Source organism: Spirosoma montaniterrae (genome assembly GCF_001988955.1).
In the GTDB taxonomy this organism is placed as follows: Bacteria; Bacteroidota; Bacteroidia; order Cytophagales; family Spirosomataceae; genus Spirosoma; species Spirosoma montaniterrae.
The window spans coordinates 485,570-500,258 of record NZ_CP014263.1; the positions used below are offsets into that span (position 1 = coordinate 485,570).

Genomic DNA, 14,689 nt, shown 5'->3' on the forward strand with positions numbered 1-14,689 from the left:
AAACCAACTAATCGATACAATGAGATGAAACCAAATCAACTGTTTCGTATGGCCGTAGTGGGCGTACTATGGCTGAGCATGGGTGTCGGGTGCCGTAAAGAGGAGCCGGATATTGACGCCCCCGTTTTCCCTCTGGTCTGCAACGACGGCACCTGCTGCCTGGCGCAACCGGGCCGCAGCTACTACCATGTGGCCGATGTCAATGGAGCGGAAATGAATATCAGGGGAGGCCTGTCTCCCGGTGTCCACTTTAAAGAACTTCAGCCTCAAAAGTTTAACACCACACTACCTGTTCAAAACGAAAAGGCGTATATGAAGGTCATGGAGATCTGCAAGTTGAGCCTGAAGAATGCGGGTGGCGTGCCTCTTGTGCCCTGGGATGAACCCGTGACTACTTTTCCCTACCGGGTATGGGGCAAGATATATAATGACCCCAACTTTGCCACCTGGGACGCCAAACCAGTGAACTACCTCTATATCGACCGCATCGAAGTCATCAAGTGAGGGCATGGTTGCCCTGTTTCTTACCACCGTAGCTAAACCTTGTTTATGAACCGTTTTACTGCCCCCTTGCTGCTGGGGCTGCTGTGCTGTTTTGTCAGCACCGCCACCATTGCCCAGAATAAGTTCAAACCCAAATACCTGCGCGAGAACGACAAAACGCTGCTCAACCTGACCAGTTATGCTTCCGACAATGGCTGGCTCGACTTTAAACAGGATGCTCAAACCGAAGCTATTGACCCCGACGCTTTCCTCAACCGCTTTGGTAACAAACTCGGCGTCGGCAATGGCTACCACCTGAAGCCGACAAAAGATGAAACCGATTTCCGGGAAATTCGCCATCAGACGTTCCAGCTCTACTACAAAAACATCAAAGTCGAGGGTGTCGAGTATACGCTTCACTCGCGCCATAAGCGGCTGCGAACCGCCCACGGGCGCATCATCGAGGGCCTGTCGACAGACGTGAGTAAGCCCATGCCCGAACGCAAAGCGTTGGAGATTGCCCTGGCCGACCTCAACATCAATGCAGATGAGCTGAAAGGGCGCGATATGCCCAAAGGCGAATTGGTGCTGATTAGCACCGATGAAGCCCTGTCGGCGCAAAACGTCAAACTCTGCTATGCATTCGATATGCGGATAGCGGGATTGAAAAACAAAGCCGCCAAAGCCAGCGAACCGCAGCGGATTTACGTCGATGCCAGCACGGGGGAGGTGGTTCAGCGGGCCGCGCTGAGCAGTCAGTGTTTTAACCCGGCTCATCAGCATCAACCGGCCCTGTTGCCGTTGCGTCCGCATTTGGCTCTGCCTGGAACCGGCAATTCGTTGGTGGCTCAACCGATGGTAGCGTCTACCTTCACGCCTTTTTCGGTAAACAACAACCGGTACTTTGGCGCACAGGGGGTAGGCAACTTCGAGACCGAACCTGTTTCTACCTCCGCCGGACAGCAATACCGGCTGTCGCTGCCCGGCACCAATCTGCGGGTGCGCGATGCCTACGGAGCTGTACCCGGTCCTGCCACAACCAATATGGAATTATGGCAAAACGGACGGGACATTTTCAATCCCACCCCCCATTGGGGAACCAATCATCAGGTGGGTACAATGGCTCTTTGGCTCACACAACGCATTTATCCCTTCTACGAGCAAATAGATCAGCAACAGCGCGGAATAGACCGCAATGGACAGTATCCATTAGTGGTGATTAACATAAATGACACTCGTGCCAGTTGGGACAACATTGCCGCAATAGGGTTCGGTCAATCGAATAATGTACACTACGTAACGGCTGATATTCTGGGGCATGAATACACGCATGCCGTAACCCAAAATAACAGCAACTTAGGAACAGGAGCAGAATATAAGCGTGAACCGGGTGCACTTAACGAATCGGTGGCCGATATTTTTGGCACGGCTTTCGAGCGGTATTTGTTTCCCGATGGCAACCAAACAAATCCTTCCAACTGGAACTGGACTTTAGGCGAAGATGGGCAGGGCGCATTTACTCAGCGCAGCATGGCTAACCCCGAAGCCTTTAGGCAACCAAGTCGATATGGCGCTGTTGATCCTAACTGGTTTCCGGCTAACCAAGCAGTGTCTTGCAACTCATTGAATAATCTATGCGGTGTTCACATTAATAGTGGGGTTATGAACAAGTGGTTTCATACGCTCTGTACGGGGCAGTTCCCGGCAGGTACGCATGCTATGAATGCCATTGCCTTCGACGATGCCATCAAGATTGTGTACCGGGCCGTTCGCCACTATACCCACAGCACCTCCAACTACGCCGATATGCGCGATGCTACGGCATCAGCCGCTCGTGATTTGTTCTTTAGCTGCTCGCCCCAGCACCGGGCCGTGGTCGAAGCCTGGCGGCTGGCAAACCTGCCCTCGCCCCACCGCTGCGATCCGGGCTGTGATTTCGATGTGTCGCCCAATGTGGTGAGCAATGCCGGATGCAATCAGGCCATTACGCTCAATGCTACGTGCAGCAGTCCGCTGGCGTGGCCGTGTTCGGGGCTAAGTTTTTCGTATAGTGGCCCAAACGTTCCCTACAATTCGGGAGGAGCCGCCTTCAACGTAACCACACCTTCCAGCAGCGGCCACTATCGGTACACGGTAAAACTCGCAAAACCCGGTTGTTATACCCCCGAAAAAACGTTTCACGTCAGTGTTAACTGTCTCTCGTCGGGGTTGTGCGATTTCGGCAGCGACCCGCGCTACGTGGGTACGTGGTACGGCCTGACGGTACAGATTCGCCACATTAACGGCAAAAACGTGCTGGTTACGGCCATTACCGGCTCCAACCCGGACAAATATTACCCCCGTGGCGACAACTTCTGGGGCAGTTTCTCGCTCGATCCTAACGCGGCCAACTTGCAGGGCTGTTTGAACGCGGGCAGCACGGGCTGGGGTGGGTTGAGCCTGCCGGGTGGTCTGACGCCCCCACCGGGTTATTCACAGGGTACAGAAGCCGACGGTGCGGTGTACTTCGTAGCCAATGGTGGCCCACCGCCAGCCAATCCCTGCGACTTCAGCCAGCCCCGGCACGTAGGCACTTGGAATGGTCTGAATGTGCAAATTCGGCAGTTTCCCAATAACAAGCGGGCACTGGTAACGGCAGAACCCAATTCGTCAAATGATAAATACTACCCGCGTGGCGATAATTTCTGGGACAACTTCACCAAAACCAGCGATGCGGAGCAGTATCGGGCCTGCCTGAATGCAGGCAACACGGGCTGGTGGGGTATGTCGTTCCCCAGCATTAGCCCGCCCGGCGGGTATCAGCAGGGCAATGCACCCGACGGGGCTATTTTCTTCTCGACCAACGGTCTTCGCAAAGCGGCCTCTGCCGGGCCAACGCCCGAAAACGTGTCGTTGGTAACGGTTCGGCCTAATCCGGCCCAAACTGTCATCACGGTGGGGTTTGTGCTGGCCGAAGCGCAACGGGTGTCGATGCAGTTGCTCGATTTGCAGGGCCGGACCGTAAAGCAACAAAGTCATGCGGGCGTAGCAGGTATGAACGAGCCAGTGCTGAACATTGCCAGTCTGCCAGCGGGTCAATACATGCTGGAGGTGCGGTTGGGCACTGAACGCATTATGCAGAAAGTGATTAAGGAATAACGATTTCTTTCTACAAATGCCCAACCCGGCCTCAGGTGGCTGGGTTGGGCGTTTGTATGCTGTGTTAAAGTATCATAAAAATCGTCCTTACTTCGAGTGCAGCGAACCACCTGAACACAAACGGTCGTTGAGAAGTTAAATCCGAACCAGAACGCTGGCCCGGCAGGATTAGCCAGGATTGACAAGATTACCACAAGATTCTACGCTGCGCTTAGTTGATTCTGTAAAACAAGCGAAGCGCATAAATCCTGTTCAATCTTGTAAATCCTGATTAATCCTGGTTCAGAATTCCATTAACTTGACACATATGCAAAATTATTCGATACTCTGGGCCGATGATGAGATTGATCTCCTCAAACCCCACATCCTGTTTCTGAAAAACAAAGGCTACGATATCACGCCCGTCAATAGCGGAGCCGACGCCCTCGATCAGGTCGAGCAGGTTAACTACGACGTGGTGTTTCTCGATGAAATGATGCCCGGCATGACGGGGCTGGAAACCCTGCAACAAATTAAGCAGATACGCCCCAACCTGCCCGTGGTGATGATTACCAAGAGCGAAGAAGAACACATCATGGAAGAAGCCATCGGTTCTAAAATCGCTGATTACCTGATCAAACCGCTCAACCCGAATCAGATTCTGCTGTCGGTAAAAAAGATTCTGGATAACAAACGGCTCGTAACTGAGCGTACCAACATTGGCTACCAGCAGGATTTTCGGAACATCTCGATGCAGTACAACGACCGCATGGACCACGAGGAATGGGCGGACGTGTACAAAAAACTGATTTACTGGGAGTTGGAGTTAGATGCTTCGCAGGATAAGAGCATGGGCGAAGTCATGAACATGCAGAAGAGTGAGGCCAATGCCACCTTCTGTAAGTTCATCATGGACAACTACGAAGACTGGCTCAACGACCCCAAAGCCGACAGCCCCGTCATGTCGCATCAGTTGATGCGCAAGAAGGTGTTTCCGTTATTGACGCAGGGCGACAGCAGCCCCCTATTCTTCATTTTGATCGATAATCTGCGTTACGATCAGTGGAAAGCCATTGAGCCGCTGTTGGCCGATTATTTTACGGTTGAAGAAGAAAGTCCGTATTACTCGATTCTGCCCACTACCACCGGCTTCGCCCGCAACGCCATTTTTTCGGGCATGATGCCGAGTGAGATGGAACGCAAACATCCCGATTTGTGGGTCAACGACGATAACGAGGACGAGGGGCTGAACAACCACGAAGATGAGTTTCTGCGTCGGCAGCTTCAGCAGAGCCGGTTAGACATCAAGATGTCGTACCACAAAATCCTGAACGTAAATCAGGGTAAATCGTTGGTCGACAACTTCAACAACCTGTTGCAGAATCAGTTGAACGTTGTGGTCTACAACTTCGTAGACATGCTCAGCCACGCCCGCACCGACATGGCGATGATTAAAGAACTTGCCCCCGACGAATCGGCCTACCGCAGCATTACGCGGTCGTGGTTTTTGCATTCGCCCCTGCTCGAATTCGTACAGAAAATTGCGGCCAAAGGCGGGCGGCTCGTTGTCACAACCGACCACGGCATGATTCGGGTGCAGAAACCGGCCAAGATTGTCGGCTACCGCGAAACCAACACCAACCTACGCTACAAACAGGGCAAGAACCTCGGCTTCGACGACAATCACCTGTTCGTAGGCCGCAAACCCGAACGGCTTTTTCTGCCGAAGCCGCACGTATCGACAGCCTACGTGTTCACGCTTGAGGATTATTTCTTCGCCTACCCGAACAATTACAATTATTACGTGAACCATTACCGCAACACCTTCCAGCATGGGGGCGTGTCGCTCGAAGAAGTCATTATTCCATTCGCATATCTGAAGTCGAAGTAAGACGCATCTCAAGAATACTGTAAGGCAGGCAACGCGTTTAAGATGTTGCCTGCCTTTTTTGCAAAAGACACACTACTTACTTATATAGCAGCTTCAACTTGCTATTAGTAAAGTAACCAATGCTGTTTCAATGGGACGAAAGGAATTTGAAAAAAGTTGATAAAGTTCGGGCCAGTGGACGAGAGTTTACCGGCGTAAGTAATCAAATGCGCGTACTGTGTGTTATCTTCGTGGTAAGGGATGGTGTGATTCGCATTTTTAACGTTTGGAGAGCCAAACAAACCGCTTTGAAAAAATACTATGCGGAAGAAACTAACGACGAAGCAGCAGCAGCACGTAATCAGGCAAACACTGACCCCAACGGAGATAAACCGGCTGGAAAACTACCCTGATGCCCGACCAGTCAGCCACACCGAGTTTGAAAGCCTGATTGCCGCCAGCAAAAAACAGGTAAAAGAGTCGGCATGATTTTAGTTCAGGATAGTAGCCCAATCATTACGTAACCATCATGCGAACAGGCTTTTGCATTGTGTTTTGCCTGCTGGTTTCGTTTTTGACGAAAGCGCAGCAACCGTTTGGTAATGAGTGGATTAATTCGACACAATCGTATGTAAAAATCTCGATTGTTCAGACGGGCATCTACCGCGTTGGCTACAGCGACATTCGGGTTGCCGACGCTACACTGACGCAGACTAATCCCATTAACTGGCAGTTATTTCACCGGGGCCGCGAGGTTGCTATGCGCGTCGTGGGGCAGACTGATGGGCGGTTCGATGCAGGCGATTACATTGAGTTTTATGCCACAGGCCACGATGGCGCGTCTGATTCGCTCCTGTATCGCCCGCAAAAACGTCTGCATCCGTACCAAACACTCTTCTCCGACACTACCGCCTGTTTCCTGACGTATAACCCCGGCCAACCGGGTCGGCGCGTAGTTGAGCGGAACGATGCGGCTATCGGTCTTGCGCCCGAACCGTTTCATGTTGAAACCGTCGTTCGGGCGTTCACCAGCGATTATTCGTTCAATAACCTGAAAAGTATTGAACCGTTTTTGCAGCAAAGTTTTTACGAACCCGGCGAAGGCTGGACCGGTCCCATCATTAAAAATGACTCGGTGGGCATCGTAACGCTGCCGTTTGTGAATCGGGTGCGGGCTGCGTGGCCCATCACACTAAGCGGCATGGTCAATGGGCGCGACAATGCCGATCATGAGATTTCCGTACAGACCGATGCGGCTCTGGAAAAACCCATTGCCGAACTCCAGTCTTATGGCTTTCTATCGGAGTCGTTTGAGGGTGTAGTGAAGCCAGAATCAATTCAGCGAGAGCAACTTAGCGTCCGGCTCCAAGCCCAAAAAACGGCGGCTACCAATAATTTTTCGCTTGCCTATCTGACACTGACGTACCCGCAGACTACGGACATGGGCGGGCAATCGGCCAAACTGTTTCGTCTGCCACCCGGCTCGCGCCAAACGGCTTTGCTTAGTGTTGCCAACCCGGTTCCTAATGCCGTAGCCTACGACATCAGCGACCCGTATGCCTGTCGGTGGCTGGTCGTGCAGCCTACTGACAACCGGGCGCAGGTAGTTGTTGGGCAGGCCGGGTTGGGTCGTAGTGTCCTGCTCACAAATCAGTTTCAAAAACCCGCAGCGTTGCGTTCGGTCCGGTTTCGGAATAGTTTTCCGGTGTCGGCCAATTACCTGATTATTACGCACGCATCGCTACGGTCGTCGGCGGTGGCGTATGCGGCTTATCGGTCGTCGGCATCGGGGGGTGGGCATGTGCCGTTTGTAGTAGAGGCCGATTCGCTGTACGACCAGTTCAACTACGGCGAACGCAGCCCGCTGGCTCTTCGGCAGTTTGCCAATTTTATGCTGAGTCGGTCATCTATCAACAACCTGTTGCTGATTGGCCGGGCCAACAGTTACCCGTACACCACCAAAACCAGCCCCGACAATTTGGTGCCAACCATTGGCTACCCCGGTTCCGACGTGTTGCTGACGGCGGGCCTGCGCGGCTATCCCATCAATACGCCCGCCATCCCAACCGGTCGTATCACGGCTACAGCCAACGAGCAGGTGCTGAACTACCTACGAAAGGTACAGCAGTTTGAAACCAACACACCCAACGACCTGTGGCGTAAGCAGATTGTGCATGTCAGCGGGGGTAAAAATCCGGGCGAAATCCAAAGTCTGAAAGCCGATCTGGGCGGCTTAGCCGATTTATTTACTACCAGTTTGCTGGGCGGTTCGGTCAATGTTTTTTATAAAACAACTACCGCCGAAGTCGAGAAAATAAATATTGCGCCGTTGGTGAACGATGGGGTAGGGCTGATTACGTTTTTCGGCCATGCGGGGCCGAGCGTAACCGACGTGAATTTTGGCTTTGCTTCGCCCCCCGAAAATGGCTTTCGGAATTCGCGCTACCCGCTGATGATTTTCAACGGTTGTGGCGTAGGCGAAATTTTCTCGCGGTTCAATACCTTGTCGACCGACTGGCTGCTGGCTCCCGACAAAGGGGCCGTATCGGTACTGGCGCATTCGTACTGGAGTTACCAATACCCAACCACGCGTTACCTGACAAAACTGTACGGTTATCTATTCGACAATCCGGCCACGCTTGGCGCGTCGATAGGGCAGGTTCAGCAGCAGGTAAATCAGGCTGTTGAGCGGGAAAGCACAGACCCGTTCGATGTGTCGGTTATTACGCAGATGGTGTTGCAGGGCGACCCAGCCGTGCGGCTTTTTCCGTTGTCAAGTCCTGATTTCGCCGTCGATGCCAAACAACTTTTCCTGAAGTCGCTGGTGGCTGGCCGTTCGCTCGGCAGTAGCGACTCGCTTCGGCTGGTGGTGCCACTTGCCAACGCAGGCCGCTTTGTGCCGGGCCAATCCATGCGTATTTCGATTGTAAAAGTCGGGGCTACCACCACTACGCAACTGATTCAGCAGGCTGGTTTCCGCTACCGCGATACGCTGGTGTACACGCTGCCCAAAGATGAGAAGCTACAGCGCATCGACGTAATTATCGACCCGGACAACCAACTTACAGAACTGACCAAAGCCAATAACCGGGCTACGCTCCAGATCGATTGGGCGAAAGCGCAGTATAGCAGCAGCTATCCCCCAACGCCCTGCCCGACCGTGTGGCACCTCAGCTAACCGTATTCGTTAACGGGGCCATCCGTGAAAATAAGGCTGTGGTAGGGCAGAAAACCAACGTATCGGTGTTGCTGCTGGACGAAAACCCGCTGTCGATAAGTGACACAAGCGCGGTAGAAATCTACCTGAAAGCCTGCGAAACCTGCGACCTGCGAAAACTGCCCGCCCGTATGGTATCGGTGTCGGCAACGTCGGCTAATCAGGTGCAGGTCGACGGCGATTTACAGCTCGATACCGGACAGACGTATCAACTGCTGGTGTTTGGCAAAGACGCTGCCGGCAATCGAACACAGCCCCCTTATCGACTCACTGTCAATACTATAGCTTCTGATGAGCTTATTGCCGTGCGAGTATATCCGAACCCGGCCCAGACGTATGCCCGGTTTGAATGGGACCTGAACGTGCGCGAGTTACCCACCGACGCAAGGCTGAGGATTTATGATGCGGCAGGCCGGGAGATAGGTGTTTATTCCGTGTCAGTAACAACCGGACGCAATAGTATGCTGTGGCAGGCTCCTGCACCTGGCCTGTACGTTTACAGGCTCCATCTGACCTGGGGCGACGGTCGTACCGAACGGCATACTGGCAAGTTGATCTGGCAACGTTAGGGCAACCGGTTGCTGGTCAGCAGCGACCACCGCTGCCGACGGCCCGACGCAATGATGCCTTTGCCGATGCAGTCGGGTGTAGTCTGGCAGAAAGCCAGCGATTCGTTTTCCTGATAGACCAACCCGATGTTGAGCGCGTAAACCTGTCGATACCGATTCAGATCAACTAATGTCGAATCATTGCGGCCTACAACCGTCACCGTTTGGTCGAACTGGCGCGTACCCACACGAAATGGCTGATTAAGTGCTTCGTAGCGCAGCAGCGTATCGGGGCTGGCATTGTAGGCGTTCACGTTCCAGGATGTGGCCGTGGTAATCGGGAACAGCAGCCGGCGTTTAGGCACGTTGTTGTCTTGTACAACGACTTCTGCTGGATTTTTATAAACCGTTCGGATGGCGTTTATTTGCCAGTCGGCCCGGTCGTTGTTGCGAATGGATTCTTCGATTATGAAAAACGGTTGCCCATTCTGACTGAACGAGCGGATTACTTTTTGCTGCAACTGAAACGTTCGCTCTACAACGTTGCCCGATACAGAGTAGGTTTGCTGCGTTACCCAATAAATCCAGGAATCGCCGACTTGCAGCGGAAAATAAGCTGTGTCGTCGGGCGCGGGCGTAGCTTCGTCAGAACGGCAGCTTTCGCCCAAACCGATTAAGAGCAGTAGGAAAACGAATCCGATAAAGCGATAGAACGAGCGCATAACGGGCCGAAATTACAAATTCTATGGGTGGTATTGCCGGTATTATTCGTTTCGATCAGCAAACCGTGTCGCCTGACCAACTTGTCGCCATGAGCGATATACTGGCACATCGGGGTAATGCGGTGCACCAAACCGTTGACAATGGGGTGTTAATGGCGTTTGGCGGGGGAGTAGACGAGTACCAACCGGCTTCTGTATGGGCCGTGGCCGATGCAACCGTTTTTGAGGAAGGCCCTTTAAATCAGCTACTTACTGATGCATATTTAACGCAAAATTTATCGGCATTCAACGGACTGAACGCTGATTTTGCTGTGGCAATCTACGATGCCCGGCAACGAACGGTTAGCTGCGTTCGCGACCCGCTGGGCGTTAAACCGCTCTACTACACGCATGTGCCGGGTCGATTTTTTGCCTTCGCTTCCGAAATAAAAGCTCTGCTGACGCTGCCCGACGTACCGACTGTTCCGAACGAAGCCAAATTTCGGGAATACCTGACTTGGCCGACCGACTACGTGCCGTACAGTGCTGAAACGTTCTATCGGCACATTTACAGCGTATTGCCCGGCTATGCCATTCGGGTAAATACCCATTCGGTTGAAACGGTTCCGTACTGGACGCCCAATCCCGCCGTATTGGACGGACTGTTGGCCCCCGACGATTACGCAGCACTGTTTCAGGAACGATTTACGACCGCTATCGACCGCCGTATGCGCGGCAGAGAGCGTGTCGGCGCGCATCTGAGTGGCGGGCTTGATTCGTCGTCTGTTAGTTGCGTGGCGCAGCAGTTGCTGCGTAAACAGCAACGACCTGCATTGCATACGTTCAACATCGATACCCGGCAGCCCGAAGCCGACGAACAGAATTACGCGCAAGCCGTGGTTGAGCAGTGGCAAACGCAGCACCAGCGCGTAACGCCCCTGCCCGACGTGCTGGCGTCGGTGCTGGAAATCAACCGGTTGTTCGACCGGCCAGAGCAGTTCATTATTCCCTCGAGCTTTCACCTGAGCGTATCGCAGTCGGCCCGGCAGGTGGGTTGCGACCTGCTGCTAACTGGCCACGACGGCGACAGCGTGATTCCGACCGGATTTGACTACATCGATCAACTGCTCGACGCCAGCGAGTGGGCGCAACTCGAACAGGCTTGTCATCAATTTGTTTCGTTTCATGAACGCGATCTGACAGCCGTTCGGCCCGACTGGTTTACGCTGAACGACCGGGCCAGGTATGAAGCTTATGTGTTGTCGGTATTGGGGGGGGCAGTGAAGAAACGGTTTCGGGTACAATCAGTTTTGGCATTCGGGGTTACGCTGAAGACCTTACAGACGCATTTGCGACTTTCGGCAGGGGCCATTGCTGCTTACGTAGTCAGACGAATACACCGAAAAATAACTCATCAGCGGGTCGTCAACCAATTATTCACCCCTGATTTTCAGCATCGGTTTGCGCCTACCCCGGCATCTACAACCGGCGAACGGTCGGCGGCTTTATCGGCAGAATTTGGCGTACCGATAAGCCAGATTATCAACACAACCAATGTGATTTGTAATGAGCAATTAAACCATATTGGGGCGTATTACGGCCATGAGTACAGTTTCCCTTTTTTCGACCGGAACGTGCTTGAACTGGGGTTGTTTACACCGCTGTCTGTGCATTTCAGCAATGGTCATGGGCGCGGCCTGATTCGTCACGGGCTGCGCCATGTGTTGCCCCCGATTGTAGCTGCCCGAGTGAGCAAGGCTAATTTTATCGGGTATAGCACCCAGGCAGCCCAGCAGTTATACAACGCTGCCTATGAGCAGTTTAGCGCACCATCACACCCAATCTGGGCTGTAATTGACCCAGGGGCTTTTGCTCAGATTAAAGCCGTTGTTTTTAATGACAAGTACCCCATTCGGCGAAAAACGCGTTATAACTGGCTACTGAGCCGGACAATCTACGCGGCCCTCTGGCTGAATTCACTGCGCTAAACGGGTTTTGCAGGCGGAACAAGCAGCCGATACAACGACCGAAACCCACGCCCGATGACCGACAAAAAGCCGAGTTCTTTGGGCACGTAAACCATACGATTGCCGACCAGAAAAGTGCTGGGTACAAAAATCCGGCTCACAACGAACGTGCGTAGGGCGCGCAGTTGCCGGGTGAAGCGGGTTTGCGCATTCAGAAAAAAAAATAGTTTGACAAGTACAAGACGGCTAAGCGATACCGGCGGATTGTCCCATCGGCGTTCGCAGGCGGTTGCCATGACCTGTATACGTTCGTGTCGAACATCGGTTAGCAGGGCGTCGGGCAGCGTGAGCGACCAATAGCGTTGGCAGAGGTTTAGCCCAGTCAGAAATACGCGGTCAATGTCGTGTTGGCGTAGTTCGTTCAGGAGCCAAAACCAGTTGAGATCGGTTTTCTGAAGCAGAAAATACAGATCGTTCAGATAAAAAATATGCTGCCAGACGTTGTTGACGCCGTGATGAACCACCAGCAACACGATTTGCTGTTCGATGAGCAGAGCCGGGTCGCGGCATAAATCAGGCAACTTGAACAGATGGTAATGATGGTCAATATGTGCAACGCCCCAGTGCAGATCGATGTCGAACTGACTACCCGCTGAAAACGGCTTGAACAAACTCATCTCCCACCAATCAGTCAGCACGGATCGGGGGCTTCGTTGCCAGTATAGGCTTTGTTTCCGGTTCAGATGGTAGCCTTCCTGCCGGAGTAATGTCACGCACCGAATTACATCGTCGTGGTTGATTACCAAATCCAGATCGCCGGTTGGGCGCAGGCTGCTTTCGGGATACACGTCGTGGGCCAGAAAGATGCCTTTCAGCGGCCAATGGTCAATACCGTGAGCGTTGAAAAATTGCTTAACAGTTTGATAATGATGGTGTTTTAACAAATTGTCGGCGGCAATTACCCGGCACTCGTTATGCAGTTTCCCGACTATCTCAGCCGGAATGTCAGATTCGGACCGGAGCCAGTAGTACAGAAAGGGGGTAAGTCTGTGGCGTTCGGCTAACGCAATCACACGCGGCCAATCGAGCGACTCGGTTTGGATGAACCGGCGAATTTGAGTGGCCCGCTCCGTCGATTCGCCGAACGCGCAGGTCAATAGCAGCAATTGAAGTTCGGGCGTGGGCTTCATAGCGTTGCAGGCAGGCCGCGAACAAAAGCCAGCAAACGGTCGAAGTTTTCGGGACGACTCAATGTTGCTACCCGAACTGTTCGTGCCAATTGTACGCTCTGTTCAAAATACCGACGTAGTGCTTCACCCTGTAGCATCGCGTCGGCCAGCGGAAAATGCCCAAGCAGGCCAACCGGAACCTGACTTGGTGCCAAAAGCTGTGGCTCACTGCGGCCCGAATCCGGCGGCTGTAGCACAAAAATATGCGACAGCGGCACTGCCGAACTCGCAAACGCCAGCGACTCCTGCCAGGCATATTTGTTAACACCCTCGCGCACGGGCGTCAGATGCGTTTTCGCTACCTGAAGGCCATTGACGGTGGTTTCCCAGATTTTCAGTTGTGGGAAGGCAGGAATAAGCCAGGGTTTTCCGGCTGCATCGATATGAATACAAACCAGATCGTCGCTGATGAGTGCATGGCCCTGCTGAGCGAAGGCAGCCGCCGTTGTGGATTTACCCGCGCCGGGTTCGCCGATGAAAACAACCCCCTGCCCACTCAGATTCACCGCGCTGCCGTGCAGTAGGAAATTGCCTCGCTGAAACAGGATTAACCCAATGGCTTCGCTGAGCGTAAACAGCGCTATCCAGTCGGGGTCATCTGCGTTGGCATCAACGAGTAATTCGCGGCCATCGAGTGCCATAAATGAGAGCGATGGCGGCCAGAACAACCACAGCCGGTCAGGGCCGTCCTGAGCAAACCGGGCCTGCATACCAGCCCGGTAAATTTTAGTTGGTTCCGATGCCGGACCGGGTGTAATCGGGGCATACCGAACAAACAGATCAGCCGGAGCGGGCGAAATTTGCGCAAGCGGGGACAGTACAACTTCCGAATCGATTGTCAGGCCATAAGCGGAATAAAAATGCCTGATTACGTCCATGTCAGAATCGGCGTAAATGCCTGATCGCTTTGTTCGCCTATAATAATTTGCTGGTTATGTTCAACCCACGCATGGGCCGTAAACTGCCCGGTCTCACTTTTGTGAACCCCGATTTTAAGTTCGATAGCCGGATGAGATCTCAGCAACCAACGCACACTCAGTGCCTGCACCAGACACGTAAAACCGAATGGTACGCGTCGGCTAACAACCTGCACCGCCCACACAACCTCGTTAAGCTGCCCGACCGATGGTTTGTTAGTTCGAACCGTCGAATGCGGAGTGATGAAGTAACGGAAAGGGAAAACAAACAGCGCGGACTTGTAAGCCAGCAACACGGAGAAGGCTTTAACTAAAAGCCCTGCTTTGCGCCAGCCGATGGCCCGGAGTTTAAACCAGTTCGATGATCTCTTCACGAAGCAGATCGTCTAAAAACGTTGTCAGTTCGTTGCCGCATATGGCAGGCTCAACGTCAAATTCTGCGAGCATCCGGGTTTCTAATTCGCCAACGCTGACTGGCTGCTGGTTTTGTAGCAAACTCCAGATAAAGCTGCCTGTTTCATTGAGTTCGTAGTACGTACCAGCTTCGTAGTTGAGCAAAATGGTCTCTTGCCCCAGCAATGATGATGCCTGCCCTGTTCTGGCTCGAACTCGTGTGTCGGGAGCAAATGCGGTCTGCATA

Annotated in this window: 12 protein-coding genes; 7 read left to right on the plus strand and 5 right to left on the minus strand. The window is 53.1% G+C overall.

The genetic code is table 11. The features are described from left to right. Window positions 1-24: 24 nt before the first annotated feature. The 6 genes from AWR27_RS02060 to AWR27_RS25660 all read left to right on the plus strand — a co-directional run bounded on the left by AWR27_RS02060 (window position 25) and on the right by AWR27_RS25660 (window position 9,256). A complete protein-coding gene (locus AWR27_RS02060; RefSeq protein WP_077129655.1) occupies window positions 25-504 on the plus strand; it encodes a hypothetical protein in 480 nt (159 codons plus the stop codon). 45 nt (window positions 505-549) lie between these two features. Further along, on the plus strand, window positions 550-3,621 hold the full coding sequence (locus AWR27_RS02065; protein ID WP_077129656.1) for a T9SS type A sorting domain-containing protein: 3,072 nt from the start codon (window positions 550-552) through the stop codon (window positions 3,619-3,621). A 307-nt stretch (window positions 3,622-3,928) separates the two neighbouring features. Further along, on the plus strand, window positions 3,929-5,491 hold the full coding sequence (porX, locus tag AWR27_RS02070; protein ID WP_077129657.1) for a T9SS response regulator signal transducer PorX: 1,563 nt from the start codon (window positions 3,929-3,931) through the stop codon (window positions 5,489-5,491). 300 nt (window positions 5,492-5,791) lie between these two features. After that, window positions 5,792-5,959: a hypothetical protein gene (locus AWR27_RS25165; protein WP_157579083.1), complete on the plus strand. Its 168-nt coding sequence runs from the start codon at window positions 5,792-5,794 to the stop codon at window positions 5,957-5,959. A 40-nt stretch (window positions 5,960-5,999) separates the two neighbouring features. Next, window positions 6,000-8,648 (plus strand): putative type IX secretion system sortase PorU2, encoded by a 2,649-nt coding sequence (porU2, locus tag AWR27_RS02075; protein WP_232325949.1) that lies wholly within the window; start codon window positions 6,000-6,002, stop codon window positions 8,646-8,648. After that, window positions 8,633-9,256, plus strand: a complete 624-nt coding sequence (locus AWR27_RS25660) for a T9SS type A sorting domain-containing protein (protein WP_232325950.1) — start codon at window positions 8,633-8,635, stop codon at window positions 9,254-9,256. Before porU2 ends, AWR27_RS25660 begins: the two co-directional genes overlap by 16 nt. Here AWR27_RS25660 and AWR27_RS02080 read toward each other — a convergent pair. After that, window positions 9,253-9,957 (minus strand): hypothetical protein, encoded by a 705-nt coding sequence (locus tag AWR27_RS02080; RefSeq protein WP_077129658.1) that lies wholly within the window; start codon window positions 9,955-9,957, stop codon window positions 9,253-9,255. The two genes, AWR27_RS25660 and AWR27_RS02080, sit on opposite strands and share 4 nt — an antisense overlap. 23 nt (window positions 9,958-9,980) lie before the next feature. Between AWR27_RS02080 and AWR27_RS02085 the strand changes: the two genes are divergently transcribed. Next, window positions 9,981-11,924: an asparagine synthetase B family protein gene (locus AWR27_RS02085; RefSeq protein WP_077129659.1), complete on the plus strand. Its 1,944-nt coding sequence runs from the start codon at window positions 9,981-9,983 to the stop codon at window positions 11,922-11,924. Here the strand turns inward: AWR27_RS02085 and AWR27_RS02090 are convergent. From AWR27_RS02090 to AWR27_RS02105, 4 genes are read right to left on the minus strand one after another with little or no spacing between them, the layout of a single operon-like run. Further along, on the minus strand, window positions 11,921-13,093 hold the full coding sequence (locus AWR27_RS02090; protein ID WP_077129660.1) for a nucleotidyltransferase family protein: 1,173 nt from the start codon (window positions 13,091-13,093) through the stop codon (window positions 11,921-11,923). The two genes, AWR27_RS02085 and AWR27_RS02090, sit on opposite strands and share 4 nt — an antisense overlap. Then, window positions 13,090-14,010 (minus strand): HPr kinase/phosphorylase, encoded by a 921-nt coding sequence (locus tag AWR27_RS02095; protein ID WP_077129661.1) that lies wholly within the window; start codon window positions 14,008-14,010, stop codon window positions 13,090-13,092. Before AWR27_RS02095 ends, AWR27_RS02090 begins: the two co-directional genes overlap by 4 nt. Then, window positions 14,001-14,423: a lasso peptide biosynthesis B2 protein gene (locus AWR27_RS02100; RefSeq protein WP_232325951.1), complete on the minus strand. Its 423-nt coding sequence runs from the start codon at window positions 14,421-14,423 to the stop codon at window positions 14,001-14,003. The genes AWR27_RS02095 and AWR27_RS02100 overlap by 10 nt, the downstream gene beginning before the upstream one ends. After that, window positions 14,398-14,688, minus strand: coding sequence for a PqqD family protein (locus tag AWR27_RS02105; protein ID WP_077129662.1), 291 nt, complete (start codon window positions 14,686-14,688; stop codon window positions 14,398-14,400). Before AWR27_RS02105 ends, AWR27_RS02100 begins: the two co-directional genes overlap by 26 nt. Window position 14,689 lies beyond the last annotated feature (1 nt).

Coding starts and splice junctions, on each gene's coding strand:
- AWR27_RS02060 (WP_077129655.1), top strand. CDS start 25: ATGAAACCAAATCAACTGTTTCGTATGGCCGTAGTGGGCGTACTATGG.
- AWR27_RS02065 (WP_077129656.1), top strand. CDS start 550: ATGAACCGTTTTACTGCCCCCTTGCTGCTGGGGCTGCTGTGCTGTTTT.
- porX (WP_077129657.1), top strand. CDS start 3,929: ATGCAAAATTATTCGATACTCTGGGCCGATGATGAGATTGATCTCCTC.
- AWR27_RS25165 (WP_157579083.1), top strand. CDS start 5,792: ATGCGGAAGAAACTAACGACGAAGCAGCAGCAGCACGTAATCAGGCAA.
- porU2 (WP_232325949.1), top strand. CDS start 6,000: ATGCGAACAGGCTTTTGCATTGTGTTTTGCCTGCTGGTTTCGTTTTTG.
- AWR27_RS02080 (WP_077129658.1), bottom strand. CDS start 9,957: ATGCGCTCGTTCTATCGCTTTATCGGATTCGTTTTCCTACTGCTCTTA.
- AWR27_RS02085 (WP_077129659.1), top strand. CDS start 9,981: ATGGGTGGTATTGCCGGTATTATTCGTTTCGATCAGCAAACCGTGTCG.
- AWR27_RS02090 (WP_077129660.1), bottom strand. CDS start 13,093: ATGAAGCCCACGCCCGAACTTCAATTGCTGCTATTGACCTGCGCGTTC.
- AWR27_RS02095 (WP_077129661.1), bottom strand. CDS start 14,010: ATGGACGTAATCAGGCATTTTTATTCCGCTTATGGCCTGACAATCGAT.
- AWR27_RS02105 (WP_077129662.1), bottom strand. CDS start 14,688: ATGCAGACCGCATTTGCTCCCGACACACGAGTTCGAGCCAGAACAGGG.